General features: G+C 54.6%; 30 protein-coding genes and 1 tRNA gene. 19 read left to right on the top strand and 12 right to left on the bottom strand.

From position 1 onward, the window contains the following. Window positions 1–3 precede the first annotated feature (3 nt). From DWB63_RS06635 to DWB63_RS06625, 3 genes are read left to right on the top strand one after another with little or no spacing between them, the layout of a single operon-like run. Window positions 4–333, top strand: a complete 330-nt coding sequence (locus DWB63_RS06635; RefSeq protein ID WP_128328028.1) for a hypothetical protein — start codon at window positions 4–6, stop codon at window positions 331–333. 30 nt (window positions 334–363) lie between these two features. Further along, the gene (locus DWB63_RS06630; RefSeq protein WP_128328027.1) at window positions 364–771 is read left to right on the top strand and encodes a hypothetical protein; all 408 of its coding nucleotides are present in this window, start codon (window positions 364–366) and stop codon (window positions 769–771) included. Window positions 772–784: 13 nt separating this feature from the next. Then, complete coding sequence (locus DWB63_RS06625; protein ID WP_128328026.1) at window positions 785–1,621, top strand: hypothetical protein; 837 nt, start codon at window positions 785–787, stop codon at window positions 1,619–1,621. Between the two features lie 48 nt (window positions 1,622–1,669). On the opposite strand, the gene lpxC is transcribed toward DWB63_RS06625, so the two are convergent. From lpxC to DWB63_RS06575, 10 genes are all read right to left on the bottom strand, one after another. Next, window positions 1,670–2,590, bottom strand: coding sequence for a UDP-3-O-acyl-N-acetylglucosamine deacetylase (gene lpxC, locus DWB63_RS06620; protein WP_128328025.1), 921 nt, complete (start codon window positions 2,588–2,590; stop codon window positions 1,670–1,672). Between the two features lie 181 nt (window positions 2,591–2,771). Beyond that, window positions 2,772–3,623: a peptide chain release factor N(5)-glutamine methyltransferase gene (prmC, locus tag DWB63_RS06615; RefSeq protein ID WP_128328024.1), complete on the bottom strand. Its 852-nt coding sequence runs from the start codon at window positions 3,621–3,623 to the stop codon at window positions 2,772–2,774. A 23-nt stretch (window positions 3,624–3,646) separates the two neighbouring features. Beyond that, window positions 3,647–4,714 carry a peptide chain release factor 1 gene (gene prfA, locus DWB63_RS06610; protein ID WP_128328023.1) on the bottom strand — a complete coding sequence of 356 codons (1,068 nt, stop codon included), beginning with the start codon at window positions 4,712–4,714 and terminating at the stop codon, window positions 3,647–3,649. Window position 4,715: 1 nt separating this feature from the next. Continuing rightward, window positions 4,716–5,642: a DUF1385 domain-containing protein gene (locus DWB63_RS06605; RefSeq protein ID WP_128328022.1), complete on the bottom strand. Its 927-nt coding sequence runs from the start codon at window positions 5,640–5,642 to the stop codon at window positions 4,716–4,718. A gap of 205 nt (window positions 5,643–5,847) precedes the next feature. Next, window positions 5,848–6,075 carry a 50S ribosomal protein L31 gene (rpmE, locus tag DWB63_RS06600; protein ID WP_128328021.1) on the bottom strand — a complete coding sequence of 76 codons (228 nt, stop codon included), beginning with the start codon at window positions 6,073–6,075 and terminating at the stop codon, window positions 5,848–5,850. Window positions 6,076–6,256: 181 nt separating this feature from the next. Then, a complete protein-coding gene (locus tag DWB63_RS06595; RefSeq protein WP_128328020.1) occupies window positions 6,257–6,574 on the bottom strand; it encodes a TusE/DsrC/DsvC family sulfur relay protein in 318 nt (105 codons plus the stop codon). A gap of 208 nt (window positions 6,575–6,782) precedes the next feature. Next, the gene (locus DWB63_RS06590) at window positions 6,783–8,510 is read right to left on the bottom strand and encodes a YcaO-like family protein (RefSeq protein WP_128328019.1); all 1,728 of its coding nucleotides are present in this window, start codon (window positions 8,508–8,510) and stop codon (window positions 6,783–6,785) included. Continuing rightward, the gene (locus DWB63_RS06585) at window positions 8,507–9,232 is read right to left on the bottom strand and encodes a methyltransferase (RefSeq protein ID WP_128328018.1); all 726 of its coding nucleotides are present in this window, start codon (window positions 9,230–9,232) and stop codon (window positions 8,507–8,509) included. The genes DWB63_RS06590 and DWB63_RS06585 overlap by 4 nt, the downstream gene beginning before the upstream one ends. A 42-nt stretch (window positions 9,233–9,274) precedes the next feature. Beyond that, entirely contained in the window at window positions 9,275–10,036 is a 762-nt protein-coding gene (locus tag DWB63_RS06580; protein WP_128328017.1) for a TIM44-like domain-containing protein, read from the bottom strand. A 35-nt stretch (window positions 10,037–10,071) separates the two neighbouring features. Next, window positions 10,072–10,470: a response regulator gene (locus tag DWB63_RS06575; protein ID WP_128328016.1), complete on the bottom strand. Its 399-nt coding sequence runs from the start codon at window positions 10,468–10,470 to the stop codon at window positions 10,072–10,074. A gap of 202 nt (window positions 10,471–10,672) precedes the next feature. On the opposite strand from DWB63_RS06575, the gene DWB63_RS06570 reads away from it, so the two are divergent. From DWB63_RS06570 to DWB63_RS06550, 5 genes are all read left to right on the top strand, one after another. After that, window positions 10,673–11,002, top strand: a complete 330-nt coding sequence (locus DWB63_RS06570) for an SHOCT domain-containing protein (protein WP_241648677.1) — start codon at window positions 10,673–10,675, stop codon at window positions 11,000–11,002. Between the two features lie 2 nt (window positions 11,003–11,004). Continuing rightward, complete coding sequence (locus DWB63_RS06565; RefSeq protein ID WP_128328015.1) at window positions 11,005–11,778, top strand: HD domain-containing protein; 774 nt, start codon at window positions 11,005–11,007, stop codon at window positions 11,776–11,778. A gap of 62 nt (window positions 11,779–11,840) precedes the next feature. Continuing rightward, window positions 11,841–12,953, top strand: coding sequence for a tetratricopeptide repeat protein (locus tag DWB63_RS06560; protein ID WP_128328014.1), 1,113 nt, complete (start codon window positions 11,841–11,843; stop codon window positions 12,951–12,953). Between the two features lie 16 nt (window positions 12,954–12,969). Continuing rightward, entirely contained in the window at window positions 12,970–13,752 is a 783-nt protein-coding gene (locus DWB63_RS06555; RefSeq protein WP_241648675.1) for a sterol desaturase family protein, read from the top strand. A 74-nt stretch (window positions 13,753–13,826) separates the two neighbouring features. After that, a complete protein-coding gene (locus DWB63_RS06550) occupies window positions 13,827–14,732 on the top strand; it encodes an FAD-dependent oxidoreductase (protein ID WP_128328013.1) in 906 nt (301 codons plus the stop codon). Window positions 14,733–14,830: 98 nt separating this feature from the next. On the opposite strand, the gene DWB63_RS06545 is transcribed toward DWB63_RS06550, so the two are convergent. Further along, entirely contained in the window at window positions 14,831–15,466 is a 636-nt protein-coding gene (locus tag DWB63_RS06545) for a PilZ domain-containing protein (RefSeq protein WP_128328012.1), read from the bottom strand. A 65-nt stretch (window positions 15,467–15,531) separates the two neighbouring features. On the opposite strand from DWB63_RS06545, the gene DWB63_RS06540 reads away from it, so the two are divergent. The 9 genes from DWB63_RS06540 to DWB63_RS06500 all read left to right on the top strand — a co-directional run bounded on the left by DWB63_RS06540 (window position 15,532) and on the right by DWB63_RS06500 (window position 23,002). Next, window positions 15,532–15,816 carry a potassium:proton antiporter gene (locus DWB63_RS06540; RefSeq protein ID WP_128328011.1) on the top strand — a complete coding sequence of 95 codons (285 nt, stop codon included), beginning with the start codon at window positions 15,532–15,534 and terminating at the stop codon, window positions 15,814–15,816. Window positions 15,817–15,976: 160 nt separating this feature from the next. Then, complete coding sequence (locus DWB63_RS06535; RefSeq protein ID WP_241648670.1) at window positions 15,977–16,684, top strand: cytochrome c3 family protein; 708 nt, start codon at window positions 15,977–15,979, stop codon at window positions 16,682–16,684. Between the two features lie 13 nt (window positions 16,685–16,697). Next, window positions 16,698–17,906, top strand: coding sequence for an electron transporter RnfC (locus tag DWB63_RS06530; protein ID WP_128328009.1), 1,209 nt, complete (start codon window positions 16,698–16,700; stop codon window positions 17,904–17,906). Then, entirely contained in the window at window positions 17,900–18,880 is a 981-nt protein-coding gene (locus DWB63_RS06525; protein WP_128328008.1) for an RnfABCDGE type electron transport complex subunit D, read from the top strand. Before DWB63_RS06530 ends, DWB63_RS06525 begins: the two co-directional genes overlap by 7 nt. A 2-nt stretch (window positions 18,881–18,882) precedes the next feature. Continuing rightward, on the top strand, window positions 18,883–19,458 hold the full coding sequence (rnfG, locus tag DWB63_RS06520; protein ID WP_128328007.1) for an RnfABCDGE type electron transport complex subunit G: 576 nt from the start codon (window positions 18,883–18,885) through the stop codon (window positions 19,456–19,458). A 9-nt stretch (window positions 19,459–19,467) separates the two neighbouring features. Continuing rightward, window positions 19,468–20,145: an electron transport complex subunit E gene (locus DWB63_RS06515; RefSeq protein ID WP_128328006.1), complete on the top strand. Its 678-nt coding sequence runs from the start codon at window positions 19,468–19,470 to the stop codon at window positions 20,143–20,145. A 9-nt stretch (window positions 20,146–20,154) separates the two neighbouring features. Beyond that, entirely contained in the window at window positions 20,155–20,730 is a 576-nt protein-coding gene (locus DWB63_RS06510) for an RnfABCDGE type electron transport complex subunit A (RefSeq protein WP_128328005.1), read from the top strand. Between the two features lie 12 nt (window positions 20,731–20,742). Further along, on the top strand, window positions 20,743–22,848 hold the full coding sequence (locus tag DWB63_RS06505) for an FAD-dependent oxidoreductase (RefSeq protein WP_128328093.1): 2,106 nt from the start codon (window positions 20,743–20,745) through the stop codon (window positions 22,846–22,848). Window positions 22,849–22,925: 77 nt separating this feature from the next. After that, window positions 22,926–23,002 (top strand) — tRNA-Val (locus DWB63_RS06500). Between the two features lie 68 nt (window positions 23,003–23,070). Here the strand turns inward: DWB63_RS06500 and DWB63_RS06495 are convergent. Next, window positions 23,071–23,649 carry a hypothetical protein gene (locus DWB63_RS06495; protein WP_128328004.1) on the bottom strand — a complete coding sequence of 193 codons (579 nt, stop codon included), beginning with the start codon at window positions 23,647–23,649 and terminating at the stop codon, window positions 23,071–23,073. A 179-nt stretch (window positions 23,650–23,828) separates the two neighbouring features. Here DWB63_RS06495 and DWB63_RS06490 point away from each other — a divergent pair, with 179 nt between their 5' ends. Further along, window positions 23,829–25,556, top strand: coding sequence for an aldehyde ferredoxin oxidoreductase C-terminal domain-containing protein (locus DWB63_RS06490; RefSeq protein ID WP_128328003.1), 1,728 nt, complete (start codon window positions 23,829–23,831; stop codon window positions 25,554–25,556). Between the two features lie 96 nt (window positions 25,557–25,652). Then, window positions 25,653–25,880: a MoaD/ThiS family protein gene (locus DWB63_RS06485; protein ID WP_128328002.1), complete on the top strand. Its 228-nt coding sequence runs from the start codon at window positions 25,653–25,655 to the stop codon at window positions 25,878–25,880.

The following is a 25,880-nucleotide window of genomic DNA, read 5'->3' as shown; positions in this document are numbered from 1 at the left end:
CCAATGAGCTCAACTCCGCTGGATCTGCCGATTCTCATATCGCAGCTGCCCTTTGTGCAGAAGATCGCCCATGCGGAAAAAGCCAAGCCCGAAATCAACAAGCTACTTTTCGGCCCCGTCATTCAGGAACAGTTGCGAAAGCGCGAGGGAATGGTCCAACAGGTTGAGAAAAAGGCCGAAATTGATCCTATCAACCGTGAAGGCCACAACGATAACCGGCAAGAAGCCTCCTCCGATGGAAAACGGAAAGATGCGGACGTGGACGATTCCCCTGACACCGGTGCCTCCAATGCGTCCCCCTGGGCCGGAAACATCGTTAACGTCAAGATTTAAGAAACTTCTGTTAGGGGCCGCAAAAAAACCATGTCCGACCTGCTCATCATTCTCTTCTCCATCAGTGAAGTCATTCTGCTCGTCATCGTCATTCTGTTTTTTCTGCGTCTCCGCAAATCAGAGACCCTCCTCTCCGGTATTCAGGCCAACCAGGCGGACTTCATCAAACGATTGCAATTCAATACTCAACTGGAAAGCGAGCTGGTGGCCACCTTTGAACAGCGCCAACACGAGTTGGTGGCATTGAATGCTCAGCTAGAAAACAAGGCCGTGGAACTGAAGAAACTGGTCAATCTCGCAAATGAGTACTGCAAGTCACCGCAGTTCATGAGAGAAATCATTCTCAAAGGTCACCGTTCCGGCAAATCTCCGATACAACTCGCAAAATCCACAGGCCTGGGTCTCGAAGAAATTGAGCTGATCATCGACCAGGCCTGACCACTGCACGACCATGCGCATAAGAGGATCAGGAACAGGAAGCGGCGACTCACAGAACGGAAGCGGCAGCGGAAGACGTTCCGACTCCTTCCGACGCAAGTACAGACTAGGCCAGAAAATACGCGGCATCCTGCTCAAGAACCTTCCCAATTCCATGGCCTGGGTTGAGATCGACGACATCCGACTGCTGGCCCAGATCGAAGCCCGCCACCAGGAAGGCAGCCACCTGCTCTTCATCGTCAACCAACTCACTCCAGACATCATCCTCAAAGAACTTCCTCTCTCCCAAACAACCGGCGTGAATGTCCTTGGCTTAGCCAGCGCCTTTGACACCGCCCGAACCCTCTTTGAGCACAGATTCAGGACCGGCCTGCAAGAATCCGGGTATGCCGGCAACTCCCTTGACATTGCAGGGTTTCTGAAGCTCCTTGCGCAACACCCTGATATTCACGCCGCATATATGGACGCTTTCAACTGCGTCAGCACCATCTCCGCCTCCTTGGAAGCCGACCGTAAAGGGCATGTCCTCTACCAGCCCTGGCTGGCACCGGAAAGCCTGCGTCAGACAACATTCATCCGAGACAGCGGCGACACTACAAAACTCTCTGAAACCATAGTCGAATTCGATCACGCAGCATTGGGATTGGTCAGGGTGCAGTTCCTCTATAAAGGCAACACCCTTGCCTACAAATTGAAAATTCAGCACCCCGATCATGAAAAGTCTCTCCAAAAATATCTCAACAGCCGAGAGCACCGAGGCCTCACCCTCGGGATTCAGCACTTGGGCACATCCAAGCTCCCACGAAACAGCCACTGCGGGATTATCACCGAAATGTTGTTCAAGACATAAAAAAAGTCCGCCGAAAGGCGGACTTTTTACAGATCGTATTGATGTGGATTAAGCAACAGCGGGTACAGGCTGTACGCATTCCCGCCCAAGGGTTTCGGTGGCGGTATCAGGAAGGGGGATGATCTTTTCTTCAAGATACAAGTCCCTGTTCCCGTCAAGATGCCGAAGAAAGGCGTTGTTCAAAGCATGCCCGGAGGCAAAGACCTCAAAATGGCCATGCAGGGGCGCACCGAGAATGGCCATATCGCCAACAAAGTCCAAAATTTTATGACGGACAAACTCATCGGTGAAGCGAAGGCCTTCCGAATTAAGGATCGTGTACTCGTCCAGGACGACCGCGTTATCCAGTGATCCGCCCAGCGCCAAACCATTGGCATGAAGATAATCTACTTCCTTGAGAAATCCGAAAGTACGGGCCTTGGCAACTTTCTTGGCAAAATTGTCAGGAGTGATTTCCAATTCCATATGCTGACGACCGATGAGGGGATGCGCAAACTCAATGGTGTAGTCGATGCACAGGCCATCATGTGGACGAGCCTTGATGTACTTGCCGTCCTGCTCGAATTCAACGGCTTTTTTGATGCCTATGACCTTGCGGGGCTTGTTCAGCTTGTGAATGCCGGCCTGCTTGAGCAGATAGACAAAAGAGGCTGCGCTGCCGTCCATGATGGGCAATTCCTTGCCGAGAACTTCAATATGGATATTGTCGACACCCATACCATGGATGGCGGCAAGAAGATGTTCTACAGTGGCAACGGTCTCCCGCCCATCACCCAAGACAGTGGCGAGGGCGGTCTCGACGACCAGAGACGGTGCTGGCGTCAGGAAGGTCGACCCGGAACCGTTGCGGAGAGAAAAGAGAATACCGGTATCTTCCGCTGCCGGACGCAGAACCATTTCCACCTGCTTACCGCTGTGGAGACCGATTCCGGTGCAACGTACTGATTTCTGTATGGTTGTCTGAGACATTATTCCTCCGGTTAAGTAACCGAATATCCTTAAGCAAGAAAAATGCCACCACGCAATTTGGCGACAACCATCTTATTTTATTAACTTTTTCATACTAGACTTATTCTAAACAAGTGTTGCATTTCCACAACTATTTGTATTTTTACAACAACAACAGAGAGCTTTTGTGTCTTTTCTACGATTATAATTTGGACGCAACAACCACTCTATCGTGACCGGCAAGATCTTTGAGTATTGCAACCTGCCCAAATAATGAAAACTCACGGCAGATGATTTTTTTAACATCTTCTCCCTGGCTGAAACCGATTTCCATGAGCAGATGCCCTTTCGCCTTCAAGGTGGATTCAATGCCCGGCAACATGGCACGAATGTGATCCATGCCGTCAACTCCGCTGACCAAGGCACCTGTTGGTTCAAAAGTCGTGACCTCGTGACTGGCTGCATTGAACTCCGCCGCGGTAACGTAGGGAGGATTGGACACGATCAGATCAAACTCCCCGCCGGGAGCCTCTTTGGTAAAATCAAGGCATTGGAAATCAATACGATCGTCCACGCCATGCCTGTGGGCATTCCTCTGCGCCACATGCAGGGCGGCCGGACTGATGTCCACAGCAACACCGCGAGCACCGGGGAAAAGCACACAAAGGGTTACGGCCAGAATGCCCGAGCCTGTTCCGAGGTCAGCAAAACGGAAAACTCGGTCCTTCGGGTAGAGCCGTTCGACCTCCTCCACTATGTGTTCGGTCTCAGGACGGGGAATCAACACATCCGGCGTAACGAAAAAATCCAGGCCATAGAATTCCTTCTCGCCCAGGATATACGCCACAGGCTCCCCCGCTTCCCGGCGAGCCACCAGAGCGTGGATTGCCTCGATCTCACAATCGGAAAGGATACGATTCCGCTCCAGGGTCACAGTCAACCGCGAACAACCGAGTGCATGGGCAGTCAGCAGTTGCGCGCTCAAGCGAGGTGAATCCACCTTGGCAAGGCGGTTTTCACAATCCTTGAGAATATTCGGGATAGAGCGGGACACAACCGTTTCACCGCAAAATACGACTACTCGCCCTGACGCTTCATTGCCTCGGACTGGAAATGGCTGATCAATGCTTCCGTCAACTCCAACAACTCCCCTTCCAGTATCTGGGGCAACTTGTGGAGCGTCAGATTGATACGGTGATCGGACACCCGGCCCTGGGGGTAGTTGTAGGTGCGGATGCGCTCGGAACGATCACCGGACCCGACTTGACTGCGACGAGTTGCGTCTTCCTCGGCTTTTGCCTTGTCCTGTTCCAACTGCAACAGTCGGGAGCGCAGGACCTTCATGGCTTTGGCCTTGTTCTTGTGCTGGGATTTCTCATCCTGGCAGATGACGATCAACCCGGTGGGGACATGGGTGATACGGATGGCGGAGTCAGTGGTGTTGACCGACTGGCCGCCGGGACCGGATGCACGGAACACGTCCACACGCAGATCCTCGTTACGGATGTCCACATCCACTTCCTCGGCCTCGGCCATGATGGCCACGGTGACCGCTGAGGTGTGGATACGCCCCTGGGACTCGGTAGCCGGAATACGCTGGACGCGATGAGTGCCGGACTCATACTTGAGCTTGCTGTAAACCTTGTCGCCTGAAATGGAAGCGATCACTTCCTTGTATCCGCCGGAACCGGTCTGGTTGGAACTCATCTCCTCGACCTTCCAGCGATTGATCTCAGCGTAGCGACAGTACATGCGGTACAAATCGGCCGCAAAAAGAGCCGCCTCATCGCCGCCGGTACCTGCCCGAATTTCAAGAATGATATTCTTTTCATCCATGGGATCGGTGGGTAACAGCAAAACCTTGAGATGCTCTTCCAAATCGAACAATTGAGCCTCGATTTCATCAATCTCGGCCTGGGCCATGTCCTGAATATCAGGATCAGAATCGTGCAGCAGTTCCCGGTTGTTTTCCAGATCATAAGAAAACTGCTGGTACTTGCGAAAGACCTCGACCACTTCTCGGAGATCGGCGTGGGCCTTGGAGACCTTCTTGTACCGTTCCTGGTCATTGAAAATATCGGGTTGGGCAAGCTCCTGCTCCAACTTGTCATATTTTTCGGCTATCTGTTCAAGCTTGCCAAACATGTCAGCACTCCTTGATATTGACAGCACATTGCAAGGCGGCAATGGCCACCTCTATCTGGCTGTCGTCAGGTTCCTTGGTGGTAAGCAACTGCAGCATCAGGCCAGGCCAGCACATGAATTTGCACAGGATATTCTTGCTGTATTTCCCGGCGAACTTGATCATTTCATAAGCCACGCAACTGACAGGAACCATGAGGATAAGTTTCATGCCCACGATGTAGAGATGCTTAATAATGAAATTCTCTGGAACAAAAAAAGTCAGCAGATACGGAACCAGCACAGCGTAAAGCATGATGGAGACGACCAGGACGAACAACAGAAAGGCCGTGCCGCAACGGGGGTGCAGGCGACTGTAGAAACGGGTGGAATCAGGGGAAAGTTCCCTGCCCTCTTCCCAGGTCCAGATGACCTTGTGTTCGGCCCCATGATATTGGAAAACGCGACGGATATCCGGAATAAACGAAATGGCAAGGATGTAGGCCACGAACACGACCATCTTTATGGCACCGTCCCAAGCATGAAAACTCAGTGAATCAACGTCTCCCGCCCATCCAAACATCTCCATGCCCACAGACAGAAAGTGAGGCAGAACCACAAAAAGCCCCAGAGCAGCACCAAGGGCGAGCACCATGGTCAGAACCAGATGCCAAGTGGTCAACTCCCCACCCTCGTCCTCATCGCCTTCAGCGGCCTGCATGGCCGAATAATTAAGAGCCTTGATCCCGTTGACCATGGTCTCCATCAACACCGGAAAACCACGCAGGAAAGGTTTTTTGAGCAGTGGATGCCTTACCAATGAGAACCACGGACGGATTTCGGTAACGATTTCGCCATCGGATTTACGAACCGCAATGGCAAGCCGATCTTTAGAGCGCATCATAACGCCTTCGATCACGGCCTGACCGCCAACAGCCTGAGGCGCAGCCATCGTCAAAATCCATCGCAAATTCAATCAATTACCCTCCGGTAAATGGATACTCAAAAAACCAACCTCACCAGCGTTTGGCACGATCACCCGACTCATACAAGTAAGGATTCACAGTATGCTTGTAAAGTCGCCAAATAACAATATGCCTTCGAAGGGCACAAGACCCCAGCGAAGGCATATGGTGTCGGCATACGCCGAAAAAAAGCTATTTGTTTTTTGCGGTCAGGCTGTTCAGATCGCCATACTTCTTGCGGAAGCGATCAATACGACCGGCAGTGTCGACGAAACGCTGCTTGCCGGTGTAAAAAGGATGGCAATTGGAACAAATTTCCACTTCAAGCTCTTCGCCTTTGGTGGTCAGCAATTCAGCCTCGTACCCGCAATGGCAACGAACTTTTGCCTTGTAGGTTGTGGGATGGATATCGTTTTTCATGACTATCTCCTGTCATTATTATTGCGTGGAACTCGGTCTTATACGCATAGACCTACCGCTTGGCAAGGAAAAAATACCGACTTTTCTCCCATCAGTACAGACATATCCGACCTTGATCTCAACCACAAAAAAAAGGCGGGGGCCGAAGCACCCGCCTTAGACAGTCAAGTTCGGTCGAGAACTAGACGCAGCCGGTGGGCTTGGGCAGGCCAGCCATCTTACAGGCGCCTTTACCAGGTCCGGACGGGAACAGTTCGTAGATCTGCTTCAGCTTGAAGCCAGTGACCTTGGAGAGGATGCGGACCATCGGAGCGATGCCGTTCTTCTTGTAGTAATCCTGCAGGAAGTCGATGACTTTCTGGTGATCATCAGAGATTTCCTTGATACCTTCAGACTCTTTTACGTAGTCAACCCAAGCGGGGGTCCAGTCTTCAAATTTCTGCAGGAAACCGTCTTCGTCGACTTCAAAAGAAGCGCCCTGGAATTCAACAACAGCCATTGTATCCTCCTAAGTGGATGTTTATCATGCTGTGGCTCCGAAACTCTCGGAGCAACCTTATCCGTATAAACAGCGATCCGCTGCTTAGATGCCAAAATAAAAACCGGTGAAAAACCGTGGAGGGACATTACTGCCCCTACCATGCCTTGTCAAGCACTAGGTTGTTTCAGTACAATTAATCGTCTTCATCGACAAACGATGTAACAACCTAGGATTCCACAAGTTCATCAAGATGCTCTTGAGCATAGCCCAAGGTCGGCTCCATATCAAGAGCTGCACGCAGGTAATATGACGCTTCCTCGCGGTGCCCCATAAACTTGTGGCACAAGCCGAGATTCGCCAAATCGTGCGGCGACCCGCTGTCAATGTCGAGTGAAGCCTGGAAATTTGCTGCGGCATCCTGATACCGACCGCCCTTGAAATGTGCCACGCCCAACAGATTGAAGAATTCCTTGCATTCGGAGTCTAACCCAATGGCCCGTTCCAGATGTCCGACAACGCTTTCCCATTCCTCCACCTGCGACAGGGCATATGCCTGATAAAAAGCCGTGAGGGCCTGTTCTTCAGCGGCAGGCTGCATCGGCTCCGCTTCCTCGAATTGCCCGGCGGCATACAGGGGGTCGCCCATGCGCAAGGCCAACAATCCCCTGAAAAACGGCAGGAAATACGCATCGGGGTAAATCTCACCGACCACGTCAAGACCTTCCAGCGCCGTATCGAAATCCACTTCTTCGGCCAGAATACGGCCCACGAAAAGACCTATGGATCGATGCGGCGTCCGCTCGCGAAAATCAAAACCGGGCACGAAACTGTAATTGGTCGTCACCATCAGATCGGGATGCCGGGTATCCACGGTATACAGCGTATTCCCTTTCTCCAGAAGCCCTCGGGCCAACGTCATCAATTCATTCAATATATTGTCATCCTCAACCGAGGGCAAGGACTCGAGCGGCACCACAACGCCCTGCTCCAGCCACCTGACCTGTTCCAGATCGGTAAACTTGGGCAGGCCCGAGGCTTCGTACACCCTGCTTGTTTCAAAATCGCCCGCCAACTGAGCCACCTCGGTCACGGCCCGAATGGCTGCCTTGACCGGCGTGGCTGCCGACCCGGCCGTAAACACGATCTCACTCAAGGCAGGGAAAGTTTTTCTGTCCCAGGCCACGGCCGCCACAGTGGGAACAGGGAAGCCAAGGGTAAAATCCTTTAAAATGAGCGTAATGCCGTTCTTTTCGAAACACTCTGCCAACCGAAGCAGAACCGGGTCGTTGAAAGAGGCAGGATCAATGGTCGGCGTTATCTGGCGGGAACGATCCACAAGGGCGCACACATGCCGTTCCACCAACTCGCAGGCACCTTGGAAGATGGATTCTTCAAAGGTATTTCCGGCGGAAGATCCGTTGAATTCGTTGAGTTTCTTGAACCAATCCAGAGGAGCATACTCCTCTTTCCCCGTAGAGACATTGTATGCCGGATGATATTTCCAACTGACGAGGTCCATGAGTCGGACAGCCTTTTCACGGGAAATGTCCTCGTTCACTGACCCGATGACATGATCAATATCCATGACCTGTCCGGGCCACCTCTCCCCAGCTTCTGACCAGGTCGCTTCAATAAAGTTGGTGCTGTCTGCCCAGAAACTGAAAAAGGAATAACGTTCGACCAGCTCCATGAGCGCAGACGCTTCGGCTTGCTCCGGGGAAGCGCCTTTGCCCATCTGCTTCCGGGTGGGCATGATCTCTCGCGCCTCAGGGCCGCATTCGCTGACGAACACGGGAATCCCGAGCCTCCCGGTATCCACCCGGTCGGTCTGCGCCAAAACGCCCCGACACTTCTCAGTGAGAACACCTTTGACCCGCTCGACGGTCTCCTTGGGATTACACGCCTTGTCCTGATCCGTAGTAAATGTCTTGAAACAGTCCTTGAGTTCTATCACGCCTGTTTCCTCTTCAAGCGGAACAGATTGACCACCTGCTCTTCTCCTGTCTCGGTATCCTTATAATTGGCACAGGATTTCATCATGGAAAACAGATCACATGCCTTGTCGAAAAACTTCCTTCCCTGCCGCTTCTGGTCCATGGCAAGAAGAATTTCCGAAGAAGCATTTTCAACCAGGAGACTATCCAGGAAAGCAACCATCGGCTCGTAAACCGCCTCTTCGTACAACACCTCGCAGCCGATAATGTACTCAAAACGCATCCCCAAAGAATCCGTCGTAAAGTCGGCCTGTCGAAGCTGTATCTTATCCTCCAGGCCGTTTTTCAAGGCATTGATCTTCCCGAAAAGCAAGGCGAAAGGTTCGATGTCCGTGACGGTCACGGCGTACCCGATCTTGGCAAGGACCATGCTGTTCAAGGCACAGCCTGCTCCCACTTCCAGGATGTGGCTTCCCTGCACAAAAGGAAACTTGGTAAGCGTATACCCGAGTATCAGGCTTGACGGCCAGACCTTGGCCCAAAAAGGCAGGGATATGCCCTTCCCTGCCCGGTTCTTGTCCATCAACTTGTCGAGGTATTTCTGCATGTGCTTGATCTGAAGCACCTCAAAAGAGTGACCGCCTATTGAAACTGTCTCGAAAACGACCTCGCCGAACTCGCGCACAGCAATGTCGATGAGCGCACCAATAGGCTGCTCCAGATTATGAAAGGTATCCGCCACGTTTCCCTCCGAAATGGAATGCCTCTCGTTGAGGCTGTCGATCTATTGATCTATTGAATTGATTTTTTCCAAAACCCACAGCCCGTTCGGGACACCATCATCACGGGAAAATTCCCACACGGTGCGCAGTTGAACCGGCCTGCCGGTGTCACCCACACGAAGCTGTGCGTCATAAAAAACCGAAGCCACGGTCCGGTTGCCGTCGGATTTCATCTCCATGAGCTTGGCGCTGACCAACATGATCTCGGTCCGTTCACGGCCTGTCCCGGTTGTAGCTGCGGCATAGATTTCATCTGACATGAAGTCCCGGATGGCTTGAAAATCCTGCTCGCCAACAGACTGCTGGAAGCGGGAAAAAAATATTTTTGCCCCTTCCAGAAACTCGGCTTCGTTAAAACCGTCACCCAGTTCGGGAGGAGCAGCCGGGGCTGAAGCCGGAGCCGCCTTCGCATTGCCCTCCGAACTCAGCATGCTCCATGCCTGCCGCGCAGCCTCGTGCCTGTCCATGGTCTTTAGCTCCGGGCGTTCGACCTCATCGGCTCCGCGGTCCACATCACTGTCTGGCCGGGACCACCTGTCGGGACGCCCTTTGTCGTTGCCTGACCTCCGGCGAAACATCCGGATAAGGAAGTAGGCTATGCCTGCGAGCAGAAGAATATTAAGGACGCTGCCGGATCGACTTGCAGGAGCCTCCTGAGCCAGAGCTGGCGTAGCGGCCACAAGGGTCAGCAACACGGCCCTATGGAATGAACAGACCGTTCGCCCCGCCCAGACAGACAAAATTGCGAAATAGTTTTTTTGCATGTGTGCTTCGTAAAACAAAGTCACGAGACAGGCAATCAATCGATGAGCGCCAAATCGCGAAGGATCGCATAGAGGCTTTCCACCTCGATGGGTTTTGGAAGATACGCCGCAGCTCCGCCCTTGTAATAGGCCTTGACCACGGTCTTGGGGTCGTTGAGGGCGGTAATCATGATGACTTTTGCCTCATCGGCGGAAGGCACTCCCATTTCCTGTTCAATGGCGCGTATGTCTTTCAAGGCCTGATGCCCGTCCTTGTTGGGCATCATTATATCCATGCAAACCAAATCATAGGGTTTGCCTTCTTCGACAGCCTTGCGGAAAGCGCTGACGCACTCAACACCATCTGAAGCCGTATCGCAGTCACCAGAATCGGACAGCAGCGCGGTCAACAGCTTTCGGCTGGTGAATTCATCTTCGACTATCAAGATACGCATTAGGCCTCCATTTTCAACCGGGGAATTACATCATCATCCAAAAAAATTCAATGGGGCATTATTCCATATGATCAACAGCCATTGTTGGGCCAAGTTTTTTCCGCATGATCGCCGATACTGACGACAAGGACTTGCCCTGCGCAGGATTGACAAGTAGGACTGTGCATCGGCGCATCACGCCCCCATCTGGAGGACCCAACACATGATATTCAAGAATATGCCCATATTTTTTACTGGCTTCCTGGACTTTTTGGACAGCCCGCAATGGCGTGCATGGCCATTTAACTCAGGCTATGGCGAACACGTACTGCCCGCAATAGCACGCTTGGCATTCATCACTCTCATCATGGGCGTCATCCTTCTCTTCCTGCGCCTGCTCTTCGGCCCCGGAGGCCCGCTCAGGGACAAGGAGCTTGAAGAAGAGGCCCGACAGGAAACGCAACGCGAACGAGCGGAAACGGAAGCGCTCTTTGCCAGGGGCGAACTTACGGAACTGGAATACAAGACACGCATGAAAAGCCTCAAAGACTGATCATGTCACTGCCTCGCCACATCGATTTTTTTACCAGCTTCGCCACCAAACACTTCTCCGGCGAAGCCGAAAACGATTACCATATCCGCCTGAAACTTGATCACTCGCTCCGAGTGCTTGACGATGCCCGTGCCATCATCAGTGCAGAGAACATAACCGGGCATGTCGCCGAACTGACAACCCTATCCGCCCTATACCATGACATAGGACGATTCCCTCAGTTTGCCCAATATGGCACGTTCAAGGATGTCGACTCCATCAACCACGGACGCATGGGGGTGCTTGCACTCCGAAGCCAGGAACTGCCCGGTGGATTCTCAAAGGAAGACTGGAAGCTTATTCGAGCATCGATAGGACTGCACAACGCCAAAGAGATCAACCCCCGGACAAATGATCCGCTGCGAACGATGGTGAACGTGACACGTGATGCAGACAAACTCGATATCTTCTCCATAATCCTGGCCCATCTCGGCCAGAAAAATGGCCCGAACACGGTGGTTATCCACAGCCTCGAAGAGCACCCTGCGAAGTACTCCAGGACCATTTATGAAACGACTCTCGCCGGCGCCACCTGCGACTATGGGGCACTGCGCTACAGCAACGACTTTATCCTTCTTCTCATATCGTGGGTGTTCAGTCTCAATTACATCACCTCGATTCGCCTCCTTTCCTGCCGGGGGTTGATCGAACACGCCTTTTCACTTCTACCGAAAAACGATGAAATTCAGACTCTTGAAAAAAAGGTTCACATCTTTATTCATTATAAAAATTTGTGAAGCCTTGATATAAATACGCCAACTCAGTACTCTGGATAATAAAACAACGACTTGGACATAGTATGCCCCAGAAAAAAGACAGCAAGGCGTTTGGCGTCTACAACAATATCCTCATCCTCACCGACATCGAGGTGCATGCTAAACGCGACCTGGCCACCATTAAAACCTTCGGTCCCAAAGACGTTCAGGTTTTCAGCTCCGGGGCCAACGCCATCGATTACATAGCCGACAACCCGGTGGACCTGATTTTCTGCGACTCCTCGCTGAGCGACATGACCGGCATCAAATTTGCCCAGATAGTCAACAAGAACATGAGCGGGCGGCCCATGCCCATCATCATGGTCACCCTGGAGAACAGAAAGGATCACGTACTCGATTCCATTGCTTCGGGCTGCATCGGATACATCCTCAGACCCTATTCTCTGGACACGTTTGAAAAATATCTCATTCTTGCCAACCAACTGGACAGTTATCCCGAAATCGAAGAAATGGAACTCAAGGAAGCCAAGGATATGGTCGCGCGCGGCGACTTTGATGACGCCATAGAAGCGTTCGAGGAGCTCATTTCCTATCAGGACGAAGCTCAGAAATACTATGACATGGGCTGCCAATTCATGGTTCAGGGGAAATACGGCAAGGCCATTGTTTCCTTCAAGAAGGCGGTCAAGATCAACGACCTGTTCGCCGAGGCCTACAAGGGCCTTGCCGAAGCCTACAAAGGCCGGGGTGACCTGGAGTCCTTCAAGAAATTTTTGCGCAAGGCCGCAGATGTCCACGCCCAGTTCGACAGACTGGAAGAGACCAAGACCCTGTTCATCGAGATTCTCAAATACGACGCGGAAACGCCCAATCCCTTCAACACGCTGGGCGTCACCTTGAGAAAGCAAGGTGATTATCCGGGTGCAATCCATGCGTATCGTCAGGCGCTGGTGCTCACGCCGCACGACGAAAACATCCACTTCAACATGGCCAAGGCGCTGTACTTCATGGGTAAACTCGACGACGCTTCAAAAGAAGTCGTATCCGCCCTGAACATGAACCCGGGCTTCACCGAGGCCAACAAGCTCTACCAACGCATCCACGGCAACCCATGGACCCCGGCCAAAGGCCTCAAGAGCAAACCGAGGACCATTCCCGAAGGCACCAAGGAATCCGCCAAGGATATCGGCCCATAACGATCATGGAGGTTCCGTGTCCACGGAGACCCTGCTTCGCCTAGGTTCATTTCTCAGCATCCTCGTTGTCATGGGACTGGCCGAATCCCTGTGGCCGAAACGACCTCTCACATCCGGCAAATTTCACAGGTGGACAGCCAACCTCTCCATATCAATCCTTTCCACCGGTCTGACACGATTGACGATCCCTCTTGTCCCGGCCACCTTGGCCGTCTACTGCCATGAAAACGACCTCGGGCTGCTCAACCTTGTCAAAATCCACCCGGCAGTCGCCTACATCATGTCACTTCTGATCCTGGACATGGTCATCTACTGGCAGCATGTCCTGTTCCACAAACAACGCCTGCTTTGGCGTATCCACCGCATGCACCATGCGGACCTGGACATCGACGCCAGTACCGGCATCCGCTTTCATCCCATCGAAATAGTTTTCTCCATGCTCATCAAACTTACCGTGATCCTGTTGCTCGGTCCTCCGGCCGGAGCGGTCATTCTCTTTGAGATCCTGCTCAACGGATGCGCCCTGTTCAATCACGCCAACGTCCGCATGCCATTGGCAGTGGACAAACTGCTCAGGCTGGCGGTGGTCACCCCCGACATGCACCGGGTCCACCACTCCACGAACATGCGCGAGGCCAATATGAATTTCGGTTTCAATTTCCCCTGGTGGGACAGGATGTTCGGAACCTACAAGGCGCAGCCAGACCTGGGACACGAAGCCATGAACATTGGCTTGAACATATTCAGAGACCGGAAATACGGTCGCCTGACCCGGATGCTGGCCATCCCCTTCCTGTAGCATCCTCTTTACAACTGCTCACAGGTGATTACTTAAACCTCTGCGACACGTTACTCAAAACATCGGAGGCGCTCATGCCCACCCCCCTCTACGACGTAACCATACTCGGCAGCGGTCCCGGCGGATTGCAAGCCGCTATCCACGCTTCCCGAAAGAAAGCCAAGACCCTCATGCTCGGCCGCATGGACAATTCCAGTCTCTACTGGGCACATGTTGAAAACTATTGCTGCCAGGTGATGATATCAGGTGAGGAAATCCTGAAAACCGGCCGTTTGCAGGCCGAAAGTTTTGGAACCGAGTTCCGCGACGAGGACGTGCTTTCCATTGAACCGGACGGCCCCGTTTTTTCCATCAAACTGGAATCAGGCGACATGATCTCTTCCAAGACCGTGATTATCGCCACCGGGTCGAGCCGCAACAAGCTCAATGCTCCGGGCGAAAAAGAACTGCTCGGCAAAGGCGTCAGTTATTGCGTGGACTGCGATGCAGGGTTCTTCCGAAACGAGGTGGTGGCCGTGGCCGGATGCCGCAGCGCAGCAGCGGGCGGGGCCGTGGCGCTCACCAACTTCGCCAGCAAGGTTCACCTCTACTGCAAGGAGCTGGACGTGGCCGAGGGGCTGCGCAACCAACTCGCGGCCGCCGGTGTCGTCGTCCATGAGGGCGTCCAGATCAAGGAAATCCGCGGCAAGGACGCAGTGCAGTCCGTGCTCCTGGACGATGGAACCACCAATGAGGTCAGCGGTGTTTTCATCGAACTGGGGGCCAAGGGCGTGCTGGAGCTGACTGCCATGCTCGGCGTACAGCTCAACGAAGAAATGAAATATATTGAAACAGATAAGAAACAACGCACCAATGTCCCTGGCGTGTATGCGGCCGGGGACATCTGCGGACCTCCGTTACAGATGGCCAAGGCAGTCGGCGAAGGGTGCGTAGCCGGAATCGAAGCCGCAAATTATGCCAAAAAAAAGGTTCTGGACTAACGCATTTTCGTCTTGAAACAAGACTCGATGCCGAGATCATATTCCGGTGTCCCGGGAAAATGCATCAGAGCATCTCAACTTTTCACAATTGAGCTGCTCTAGAGTCTGTATCCAGGGATGATGCAACAGACTTGGGCTTCAATGAAACCGGATATCCGCTTGCGGGTATCCGGTTCGTCATTGGCGTATCGGAGCACGACATATCGTTGGCCGTCCTTCATGAAACACTTGAGCACAGAGCATCCGATCGCATACCCCACACCGTCCATATCAAAAGGATGAAATGTCAGCCGTACCCGGCTTCCCGGCTCCTGCGAAAGACCGGTCGGCTCCTGTTCCAAAAAACGAACACGGCAGCAACTCACCGACATGTCTTCAACCACTGCACGAATCAGGGTTTCCCCGTCGGCCACAAACGCAGGGAAAAAACATGAACAACGTGGCTCCTGCCGGTCTTCTGCATCGAACACCTGCTTCGGAGCGGCCAATTCGATAAGTACATCCGAAGAGTTTTTCCAGCCCAGAACCCGCGAATTGAATCCCATCAGCTTGCCATCGTAGGCGTACCGGACAAGCACAGAAGTGTCGATTGCCAGGCGATCTATGACCGCTTTCGGCACACTCACATACACCTTGAGACGACCGTCGGCAGCTATGTCAGCGACCAATCCAAGAAAGCGGTCCTCAAAGGTGGATACTTCCACAATGATACTATCCCCGACGCCGATATCCATGCGCTGCTCCAATAAACCTTAAATATTCGATAGCTATCCCGCCTGCAATTATATATACACATCACATGCTCAAAACAATCGGAATCCTCGCCTGGGGGGGATGTCTTCTGACCCTTGCCTATCAGGGGATCTTCTGGGTCATCTACAAGACATGGCCCTCCATCAGCTTGATGGACATTCTCCGTAGTGTATTCGGCCTGAATATCCTTACTACCCTCGAGAATCTCCCTCTGGATATAATAGTCAAGGCCGCCTACGTCGCCTTCTCGACACAATTCTCCCTGTTCCTATGGTGGACCGGTGTGGTCATGTTCGGACTCATGTTCACATTTGGTCTCCTACGAAAATAATAACACTTTCTCAGAGCCGGAGGTTGTTGGAAAACCATTCATACGCCCGTTTGAAAGAATAGGGTATGGACTTGCCCCCCCGTTTTCAGCTACAAGTATATATTAAGCCCTTAATCCAGAGGTTGATTCATTGCAAAAACGGTATTTCCCCATCACCATCGTGACAGCAATCCTGTTTCTCATCGCTGTCGGCGGATATTTCACCCCGACCAGCTCGGAAGACCCGCCGGTTCGGGTACTCCTGGAAAACAAGGGAGGCAAGGTCATCCTCGACCACGCCGACCACGTTCAGGCCATGGACCAGGACTGCGCTGCATGCCACCACACCTCCGGCAAGGACCCAAATCCTCCAGCCTGCACCCAATGCCATGTCAAAAAATTTGACCAGGCATTTATCGTCGGTCACCAGGAAGCCATTGACGATAAACACTGTCTCTCCTGCCACCATGCCAAGGCAACCATCGACAATTTTTCTCATGAAGACCACAAGACCGAGTATACGGACAGCTGTCAGGCCTGTCACCACGACCCTTCCATTGAACCCGTACCTCAGGCCTGTTCCAACTGCCACATGGACGGCAGCAACTCGGTACCGAACCTGCGTGACGCCGCCCATGGCCGTTGCACCGACTGCCATGAGGACCTGTACCAGGAAGGACTGAAAGGATGCACCAACTGCCACGTACGAGACCAATCACCCGATCCGGCAGCCGAACCGCAGGCCTGCACCTCCTGTCACACGGTCCAGGTGGAACAACTCGTGCCCACCTCCATGAACGCTTTCCACGGACAATGCAGGGGCTGCCATGAAAAGACCGGCAGCGGACCGTTCGACGACGAATCCTGCAAGCAATGTCATATGCAATAGGGGACCGAGGAACATGACCACATACAACTTCAGCCTCCACTCAGGTGAAACCGGCCCACTGATCACGGCCTCAAGCCCCGATCAGCTTCGCTTGCCCATGAGTGGCATGACCCCCGTCATGTCCGTCGGGGACCAGGTCCTGTCAGGCACCAAGGTCGCCGTTGCCAACGACCCCGACCAGGGTGACCTCCATGCCCCAAAGGCCGGAACCATCCGGGAGATACTGCCTTACTCCATGCTCATCGAAGTGAGCGCCAAGGGTAATGCGGAACCCCAGACCCCGTGCACGGACAACGGCAGCATCCTCAAGGAATGGCTCAAGGGCATGGGCGTCGACGTGGGAGCCCTTTACAAGGCCGCCACTCTCATCATCAACGGCGTTCCCCCGGAACCGGGCATCACCATTTACGAACCCCTGTTGCGTGACTACAGAAAAACGCTGGAGCTGGGCCTGGAAACGGTCCAACGGATAGTGGAACCATCCAGAATGTTTCTGGTTGCGGCCAAAGGCAATCGTGCCAACGCCTTTGCCAACTGCACAGTTCTGCACGTATCGCCTGTTTATCCAAGCGGACTCGACCCATTGGTCATCAGAAAGGTCACCGGACAGGAAGTCCTTCCAGGACTCAGACCGGACAATGCCTCCATTCTCTCGGTTAAAGACCTCTATTTCATCGGCCGGACCATGGAAACCGGCCGCCCCCTGACGGAAACGATAATGACCATCGGCGGACAGAATCACCTCGTTCGCGTGGGCACCACGATTGGCTTCCTGACTGCCGAAGCCGGCGGCACGGTCCAACCGGGCGACAGAATCATCATGGGCGGCCCGCTGCGCGGACAGACAGCCGTGAATCTCGAACAGGGCGTGGACAAAACCACCATGGGCCTGCACATCCTGAAACAGGCTGAAGGCTTGAACCCTACAGACAACGCCTGCCTGGGATGCGGAGAATGCGAACGTCACTGCCCGGCCCGCATCATGCCGGGCATGATCAGTCGATGCGCCGAATTCAAACAGTTCAAGCGGGCCGAGGTATTCCATATCCATTCCTGCATCGAATGCGGCCTGTGCGGCTATTGGTGCGTGGCGCAACGTCCGTTGCTCCAATACATCAGACTGGCCAAGTATGAACTGGCCCTGCTCGCCGGAGCCCGAAATCCATCGGCTCCCTCCGCCGAAGATATTGAAAAAGCACAGACCGGAGACACGCCATGCTGAAGCCGCTCCATCCCATACTGACCGTAGCCGTCCCCCCGCATGTCCACTGTGGAAGGTCCATAAGACGCTACATGCTCGACACCGTGACGGCGCTACTGCCTGCGGTCATCATGGCCGTGGCCGTCTTCGGACTGGACGCGCTCCGGGTCATGGCCCTGTCCTGCGCCGTGGCCGTGGCCACCGAAGCCCTGTGCAACAAACTCACGAAACGCGAACAGTCCGTGGATGATTTCAGCGGCCTTCTTACCGGCCTGCTCTTCGCCTTCCTGCTTCCGGCATCAGCGCCCTGGTGGCTGGTAGCCATCGGCGCCTTTTTCAGCATAACCTTCGGCAAGATGATCTTCGGGGGCCTGGGTGCCAATCCATTGAGTTCCCCTCTCATCGGCTGGGCTATCTGCCGCATTTCCTGGGCAGATGTCATGGACACCAACGCAACCATGCTCATGTCCGACATGGCCGCCCCTCTGCAACAGCTGAAATATTTCGGTTTGAACGCCATCGGCAGCATCAATTACTCCGATCTCCTCCTGGGGCATCAACTGGGCGGACTGGGAGAAATCCATGGAGCGGCCCTGCTCATCGGCGGAGCGTATCTGCTCCTGCGACGCCACATCACCTGGGAAATCCCCACGGGATTCATTGCCGGACTGCTCCTCACGGCCTGGATATACCAGCTCATCGACCCTGCGGCCTATGCGCCGCCGCTGTTCCATCTGCTGGCCGGCGGCGCTATCTTCGGCGCCTTCTTCCTGGCAACGGACGCGGCATCGACCCCGGTAGGCCGCATACCGTCCATACTGTTCGGGCTTATAACCGGGACCATGGTCATCATCATTCGGGTCTACGGCATCTACCCGGACGGCGTCCCGTTCGCCATCCTGCTGGCCAACCTGTTCACCCCCCTGCTTGACCGCATTCGCCCCAAACCCTTTGGCGGTCCATACTCGTTTTCCAACAGCACGGAGGGCGCATAGTCATGGAAATGCTCAAGATGATCCTGGTCCTGTCGCTCATCTGCGGCCTGTCCGGACTGACCCTGGCCACGGTCCGCGAAGCCACGTCGACTCGCATCGAGGAGCAGGTCATGACCTATGTGCAGGGTCCGGCCCTGGATCAGATATTCACCGACCATGACAACAACCCGGTCAAGGATCGCAAGGTTTTCGACCTGCCCGGCAAGTCAGTCACCGTGTTCCCGGCCATGAAAAACGGCAAGCTCACCGGCGTGGCCCTGGAGACCTTCGGCAAGGGCTACGGCGGCGACATCGGCGTCATGGTCGGATTCGCATTGGACGGTTCCAGACTTGAAGGCATCGGCATCACCACGCTCAAGGAAACACCCGGCCTCGGTGCCCGGGCAGTGGAACCGGAGTACCGCGACCAGTTCAAGAACCACACCACAGCCTCCATTGCCCTGAAAAAACAAGGCGGCGACATCCAGGCCATTTCCGGGGCGACCATCACCTCCACCGGAACCGTGGCCGCCATCAACGAAGCCGTGCAGATTTTCAATAAGATCCAGGACAAACTCCCCGATGCCTGGGGATCGTAGGAAACGCTCATGAGTGCACTCTGGAAAGAATTCTCCAAAGGTCTGTGGCGGGATCTGCCTCCGTTCAAGCTGGTACTCGGCCTGTGCCCTGTGCTGGCCGTAACCAAAACGGCTTACAACGGCTTCGGCATGGGCGTGGCCGTCATCTTTGTCCTGGCCTTGTCCAACCTGCTGGTTTCATTACTCCGTAAAATCATCCCTTCCAAGGTACGCATCGCCTGCTTCATCGTGGTCGCCGCCTCCCTGGTGGTCTGCGTGGAGCTGCTCATGCAGGCCTATGCATACCCGCTCTACCAGCAACTCGGCATCTTCGTGCCGCTCATCGTGGTCAACTGCATCATCCTGGGCCGCGCCGAAGCGTTCGCCTCCAAGAATCCGATCCACCTGGCCGTGGCCGACGGCATGGGCATGGGCCTGGGCTACACCCTGTCCCTGACCTTCCTCGGCTCCATCCGGGAATTCCTGGGCTACGGCACCTGGTTCGGGATGCCGATAATGGGCAGTTGGTACAAGCCATTCACCTTCATGATTGAAGCGCCGGGAGCATTCGTCTGCCTGGGCATCCTCCTGACGGGCATGAACGCCCTGACCAACTGGCAACGCAAGTCCAAGGGGTTGGAAGCCATCCAAGGCCCGGTTCACGACTGCAAAAGCTGCGGTATGTGCGCCACCAAGCCGGGAATGTAAGGAGCAACCATGGATTACTTCGTACTCGTCATCGCCGCCATCTTCGTCAACAACATCGTGTTGGCGCAATATCTGGGCAACTGCCCGTTTGTCGGCACGTCCAAGGAGTCGGGCGTGGCCATCGGCATGGGATTGGCCGTGGTCTTCGTGGCCGCCATGGCCGCTGTCATAACATGGTGCGTACAAAAGTTTCTGCTTGCGCCCAACGACATCGGATATCTCCAGACCATCGCCTTCATCCTGGTCATCGCCTCACTGGTCCAATTCGTGGAAATATTCCTGAAAAAAGCCATCCCGCCTCTCTACAAATCGCTGGGTATCTTCCTGCCGCTGATCACCACCAATTGCGCGGTGCTCGGTATCGCCATCATCTGCCAGCGCGAAGAATACACCCTGATCGAGACCCTGCTCTTCTCCATAGCGTCCGGCTTCGGCTTCATGCTCGCTCTGGTGGTCCTGGCAAGCATCCGCGAACGGCTTGATCTGGCGCGGGTCCCGGTGGCCATGAAAGGCACCCCGCTGGCCCTGATAATGGCAGGCCTCATGTCGCTCGCATTCTTCGCCTTCAAGGGCATGGCATCCTAGGAGCATATGGATATGATCACCGCTTCCGTACTCGTCCTTTTCGGCATAGGCCTGACCGCCGCCGTCATATTGGCTGTGGCATCCAAGGTACTCTATGTATATGAAGACCCACGCATCGCTCAGGTTGAAAGCGTGTTGGCCGGTGCCAACTGCGGCGGTTGCGGCTATCCGGGCTGCGCCGGAGCCGCCCAGGGAGTGGTCGAAGGCAAGGCCGGTGCCAACGTCTGTGTCATCGGAGGTGACTCGGTCGCCGTCAACGTGGCCGCCATCATGGGGCTTGAATTTTCTTCCATGGAAAAACAGATTGCCTTTGTGGACTGCACGGGCGGCATTCGGGCCGAAGATGTCTATCAATACGCGGGCGTCAAGGATTGCCGGGCCCAACACCTGCTCTACAGCGGTTCCAAGATGTGCCCCGAAGGATGTCTCGGCTTCGGCACCTGCGTCACGGCCTGCCAGTTCGGAGCCATCGAAATGGGTCCCAACGGCTACCCGGTGGTGGACCCTGCCCTGTGCACTGCCTGCGGCGGCTGCGAACAGGTCTGCCCGCGCGGCGTGATCACCGTATGGGGCATGACCGCCCGCATCACTCACCTCAACCAGGAAACCGACTGTCTGGCCCCGTGCCGCCAGCGCTGCCCCGGCCAGATCAATATCCCCCGCTACATCGAACAGGTCTCGCGCGGTGACTACGCAGGTGCCCTGGAAACCATCCGTGAACGCATCCCCATGCCCCTGTCCATCGGCCGCGTCTGCCCTCACCCCTGTGAGGGAGTCTGCCGACGAGGCCATGTGGATGAGGCAGTGGGCATCAACATGATCAAACGTTTCGTGGCGGACTGGGAAATGAATTCCGGCACAAGGCTGCCCATTTCCTGCGCCCCGGACACGGGCCGCAAAGTAGCCGTGGTCGGCGGCGGCCCGGCCGGCCTTTCCTGCGCCTTTTTCCTGCGCCGTCTGGGCCACAGCCCGACCATCTTCGAATCCATGCCCAAACTCGGAGGCCAGCTTCGATACGGCATCCCGGAATACCGGCTGCCAAAAGCGGTTCTTGATTGGGAAATCCAGGGAATCCTGGATCTCGGTATCGACGTCGAAAACAACAAGTTCTTCGGCAAGGACTTCACCATCGAATCACTCACGGAAGCCGGATACGAAGCCGTATTCCTCGGCATCGGGGCGTGGATGAACCTGAACCTGCGCATCGAGAACGAAGACGCCAAGGGCGTGGCAACCGGCACCGAATTCCTGACCAAGGTCGGTCTCGGCATCGACCCCGGCATCGGCAAGAAGGTCGTGGTCATCGGCGGCGGCAACACCGCCATCGATACGGCCAGGACCAGTGTCCGCCTGGGAGCCGACGTCACCCTCATGTACCGACGCACCAAAGACGAAATGCCGGCCAATATCGAAGAAATCGAAGGAGCCGAGGAAGAAACCGTCAATTATCTTTTCCTGGCAGCGCCCACGCGCATTGTCAAAAACGACGATGGGCACGTCACGCACATCGAATACATCAAGATGGAATTGGGCGAACCCGACGAATCCGGCAGGCGCAGGCCTGTGCCCATAGAGGGATCGGAGACCCTGCTTGAAGCCGACACCGTTTACACCGCCATCGGCCAAAAACCCGAACTTTCCTGCCTCTACGACGAGTCAGGGGCATGTTCTCTCGAGGAAACCCGGTGGCGCACCCTGGCCGGTGATTCCGACACCATGCAGACCGCCATGCCCAATGTCTTCACGGGCGGCGACATGCACACCGGCCCGGCCCTGGTCATCACCGCCCTGGGAGAAGGCAGAAAGGCGGCCCGGTCCATTCACCATTACCTCAACGGTGAAACGCCCTACGCCCCGAACCGGACACAGCGCAGCATGATTCCATATACCATGTTCACCGATGTACACGACGTAGGCTTGCGCGACCGTGCAAAACTGCCGGAACTCATAGAATGTAATGAACGCACCTGTACGTTCAAAGAAATCGAAGGCACCCTCAGTGAAGAGGAAACCAAACATGAAACCTGCCGCTGTTTACGTTGCGGCCTGACCTGCTACAACCGCGACATGGTCGAAGGTCAGGAGTGCATCAGCGCCGAGTGTGCCAAAAATCAATAAAAAAGAGTTGCAAACAGCCATTCTTGTGGATATACATTTTTTCCCTTGAGGCGAAGGCCTTGGGTAAAAATCAAAGTGGGCGATTAACTCAGCTGGTCAGAGTGCCATCCTCACACGGTGGAAGTCACAGGTTCAAATCCCGTATCGCCCACCACTTTGATAAAACAAAACGGACGCTTGCATTGCAAGTGTCCGTTTTTTCGTACCCTAACTCCAGCAGGATCAAACAAACTCGACACTGATGGGGATGTTCCCGCTCATGGCTTCAAGCTTCGCCAAAATGGTGTCCGCATCAACTTCGTCCGCTTCCACAATCTGGGCTTTCTTGTCGATAAGGAATGACGCCAGCATGTTCGCATCAACCAAGATACCGCGCCGGAGCAAGTCCCGGCCAGACTCGACTGCCAGTGTACTGAAAATCTTCACCGAGACAATAGCGGGCACTTCATTGATAGAAAATGACCCCTCCCGCACTGAAATATCGCTCCGAAAACTCTTGTACGGGTTGTTTCGCCCCATGACGATACCAACCAAGCCGGGCATGGCACTGCCCAAAGCAATACGATCGCCATCGTTGATCTTGGCAGTCTCAAGATCATCCACCGGACTGTTATTCAAGAATATCGTCCTGACCGTAGTGTCGATATAGTTGTCATCGAAACCGAGAATCTCCCGCAAAAAAAGTCGCATGGACATACCCGAGACAGCTTCGAGCGCAAACCCCTTTTGTAAGAGATAGTTCCAGCCCGCCACCGCATCCTCAACCATTGCGATTCTCAACCTTTCAACATTATTATTCATTATTATTCACCATATCAGACATGCAGTATTGTACAACTTTGGAATATTATGCCACCATGAGCACAATGCATTGTTTTTTTTGACATTTTATTGTTATGCGGGGTAGTAATTTCTACCTAGACAGTTTAGGTGCTATGCGTCAAGCGAAACGCTAATTTTTAAAAAGCAGAGGGAAACCAATGCCAAGCATTCTTAGAATCAATTGCAGAACAAAAGAGTACTCTTTTGAAAACGCCGGTCCCTATGTCAACCTTGGCGGCCGTGCACTCACTTCCCGCATCATCAACAAGGAAGTGCCGGCAGATTGCCACCCGCTATCCGCTGAAAACAAACTGGTCTTTGCGACCGGACTGATGGGCGGTTCCACCGCAGCCAACTCCGGCCGCCTCTCCGTGGGCACCAAATCTCCACTGACCGGCGGCATCAAGGAGTCCAACTCCGGCGGCCTGTTCGCTCACAAAATGCCCAAGATGGGACTGCTGGCCATCATCCTGGAAGACAAACCCGCCGAGCAGGCTCCTTTTTCCACCCTGTTCATCACAGACGGCAAAGTCGAATTCCGTGACGCCTCCGACATCGCAGGCCTGGACACCTATCCGGCTCACGACAAACTGCTGGCTCAATACGGCAACAAGCTGTGTGCCGGCATGATCGGCCCAGCAGGTGAAACCGTCCGCAAGACAGCCACCATCCAGTTCACCGATCCCTACAAGCGCCCCGCCCGTTCTGCTGGCCGCGGCGGCACCGGTGCCGTCATGGGTTCCAAAAAAATCAAGGCCATAGTCCTTGACCCTGAATTCTCCAACAAGGTTTCCGCAGTTGACGAAGCCGCTTTCAAGGAAGCCCGTTCGACCTGGGTCGACATCCTCAAAGGCCACCCGGTCACTTCCGCAGGTCTGCCCGGTTTCGGCACTTCCGTACTGGTCAACGTCGTCAACGAAGCCGGTGCGATGCCCGCCAAGAACTTCCGCTTTGGCCAGATCGACCATGCGGCGGAAATCTCCGGCGAAAAAATTGCCGAGATCATCAATGCTCGCGGCGGCAAGACCACTGAGGGCTGCCATGCCGGTTGCATCATCCAGTGCTCCCAGCAGTACAATGATGCCGACGGCAATTACCTTACCTCCGGATTCGAGTACGAAACAGTCTGGGCCTTCGGTGCCAACTCCATGATCAAAGACATGGACGACATCGCCACCCTGGACCGTCTGTGCGACGAAAAAGGCATGGACTCCATCGAAATGGGCAATACCGTGGCCATTGCCATGGACGGCGGCATCATCCCCTGGGGTGACGGCAAGGCCGCCATTGAGCTGCTCAAGAAAGTCGGCACCAAAGATCCCATGGGCATGATCATGGGTAACGGCGTGGACTTCGCAGGCGGTGCCTTCGGCGTGGAACGCCTGCCCACGGTCAAGGGCCAGTCCATGCCCGCGTATGATCCGCGTGCGGTCAAGGGCGTCGGCGTGACCTATGCCACAACGGCCATGGGTGCCGACCACACTGCAGGTTACGGTGTCACCGCCAACATCCTGGGTGTCGGTGGTTCCATCGACGGGCACAAGAAGGAAGGCAACATCGAACTGTCCAAGAACTTGCAGGTCGCAACCGCCGCCATCGACTCCATGGGGTTCTGCCTGTTCGTGGCCTTTGCGGTCCTGGATTCCGAAAACGGCGTCCAGACCATGGCTGACCTGGTTCAGTCCTGGACCGGCAATACCTTCACCGTTGACGACCTCATCGCCCTCGGTGCCGGAACCATGAAAGACGAACAGGAGTTCAACAAGCGCGCGGGCTTCACCAAGATGGATGACAAACTGCCCCGCTTCTTCGAAACCGACCCCCTGCCGCCTCACAACGTGGTCTGGGACTACGACGAAGACGAGCTTCAGGGCGCCAAGGTCTAAAGCCGAATCCATTCGATATCCACAAGGGCCGGGTTTTTCCCCCGGCCCTTTCTTTTACCGTTGACCCCACAAGCCTAAGCGTCTAAATTCCATCCCATGGGAATAGAAATTAAATGTTTTGCGACCTTGGCCAAGTTCCTTCCTGAAAACAGTGACGATTATCCAATCGAGTCCGGCGAGACTGTCCGGTCGCTTGTGAAAAAGCTCGCCATACCGGAAAAGGAAGTCACCCTCATGTTTATAAATTCCCTGCGCTCCCAACTGGATAGCGAAATCAAGGACGGAGATCGGGTGGGACTGTTCCCTCCCGTGGGCGGGGGTTAG

The sequence above is a fragment of the Pseudodesulfovibrio sp. S3 genome (assembly GCF_004025585.1).
In the GTDB taxonomy this organism is placed as follows: domain Bacteria; phylum Desulfobacterota; class Desulfovibrionia; order Desulfovibrionales; family Desulfovibrionaceae; genus Pseudodesulfovibrio.
The sequence above is the reverse complement of the archived record's forward strand: the minus strand, read 5'-3'. Positions and strand labels throughout refer to the sequence as shown.

Excerpts from the sequence above, each read along its gene's own strand:
- DWB63_RS06635 (WP_128328028.1), top strand. The coding sequence starts at position 4 with ATGAGCTCAACTCCGCTGGATCTGCCGATTCTCATATCGCAGCTGCCC.
- DWB63_RS06630 (WP_128328027.1), top strand. The coding sequence starts at position 364 with ATGTCCGACCTGCTCATCATTCTCTTCTCCATCAGTGAAGTCATTCTG.
- DWB63_RS06625 (WP_128328026.1), top strand. The coding sequence starts at position 785 with ATGCGCATAAGAGGATCAGGAACAGGAAGCGGCGACTCACAGAACGGA.
- lpxC (WP_128328025.1), bottom strand. The coding sequence starts at position 2,590 with ATGTCTCAGACAACCATACAGAAATCAGTACGTTGCACCGGAATCGGT.
- prfA (WP_128328023.1), bottom strand. The coding sequence starts at position 4,714 with ATGTTTGGCAAGCTTGAACAGATAGCCGAAAAATATGACAAGTTGGAG.
- DWB63_RS06605 (WP_128328022.1), bottom strand. The coding sequence starts at position 5,642 with ATGGCTGCGCCTCAGGCTGTTGGCGGTCAGGCCGTGATCGAAGGCGTT.
- rpmE (WP_128328021.1), bottom strand. The coding sequence starts at position 6,075 with ATGAAAAACGATATCCATCCCACAACCTACAAGGCAAAAGTTCGTTGC.
- DWB63_RS06595 (WP_128328020.1), bottom strand. The coding sequence starts at position 6,574 with ATGGCTGTTGTTGAATTCCAGGGCGCTTCTTTTGAAGTCGACGAAGAC.
- DWB63_RS06580 (WP_128328017.1), bottom strand. The coding sequence starts at position 10,036 with ATGCAAAAAAACTATTTCGCAATTTTGTCTGTCTGGGCGGGGCGAACG.
- DWB63_RS06575 (WP_128328016.1), bottom strand. The coding sequence starts at position 10,470 with ATGCGTATCTTGATAGTCGAAGATGAATTCACCAGCCGAAAGCTGTTG.
- DWB63_RS06570 (WP_241648677.1), top strand. The coding sequence starts at position 10,673 with ATGATATTCAAGAATATGCCCATATTTTTTACTGGCTTCCTGGACTTT.
- DWB63_RS06565 (WP_128328015.1), top strand. The coding sequence starts at position 11,005 with ATGTCACTGCCTCGCCACATCGATTTTTTTACCAGCTTCGCCACCAAA.
- DWB63_RS06560 (WP_128328014.1), top strand. The coding sequence starts at position 11,841 with ATGCCCCAGAAAAAAGACAGCAAGGCGTTTGGCGTCTACAACAATATC.
- DWB63_RS06550 (WP_128328013.1), top strand. The coding sequence starts at position 13,827 with ATGCCCACCCCCCTCTACGACGTAACCATACTCGGCAGCGGTCCCGGC.
- DWB63_RS06545 (WP_128328012.1), bottom strand. The coding sequence starts at position 15,466 with ATGGATATCGGCGTCGGGGATAGTATCATTGTGGAAGTATCCACCTTT.
- DWB63_RS06540 (WP_128328011.1), top strand. The coding sequence starts at position 15,532 with ATGCTCAAAACAATCGGAATCCTCGCCTGGGGGGGATGTCTTCTGACC.
- DWB63_RS06530 (WP_128328009.1), top strand. The coding sequence starts at position 16,698 with ATGACCACATACAACTTCAGCCTCCACTCAGGTGAAACCGGCCCACTG.
- DWB63_RS06525 (WP_128328008.1), top strand. The coding sequence starts at position 17,900 with ATGCTGAAGCCGCTCCATCCCATACTGACCGTAGCCGTCCCCCCGCAT.
- rnfG (WP_128328007.1), top strand. The coding sequence starts at position 18,883 with ATGGAAATGCTCAAGATGATCCTGGTCCTGTCGCTCATCTGCGGCCTG.
- DWB63_RS06515 (WP_128328006.1), top strand. The coding sequence starts at position 19,468 with ATGAGTGCACTCTGGAAAGAATTCTCCAAAGGTCTGTGGCGGGATCTG.
- DWB63_RS06510 (WP_128328005.1), top strand. The coding sequence starts at position 20,155 with ATGGATTACTTCGTACTCGTCATCGCCGCCATCTTCGTCAACAACATC.
- DWB63_RS06505 (WP_128328093.1), top strand. The coding sequence starts at position 20,743 with ATGATCACCGCTTCCGTACTCGTCCTTTTCGGCATAGGCCTGACCGCC.
- DWB63_RS06495 (WP_128328004.1), bottom strand. The coding sequence starts at position 23,649 with ATGAATAATAATGTTGAAAGGTTGAGAATCGCAATGGTTGAGGATGCG.
- DWB63_RS06490 (WP_128328003.1), top strand. The coding sequence starts at position 23,829 with ATGCCAAGCATTCTTAGAATCAATTGCAGAACAAAAGAGTACTCTTTT.
- DWB63_RS06485 (WP_128328002.1), top strand. The coding sequence starts at position 25,653 with ATGGGAATAGAAATTAAATGTTTTGCGACCTTGGCCAAGTTCCTTCCT.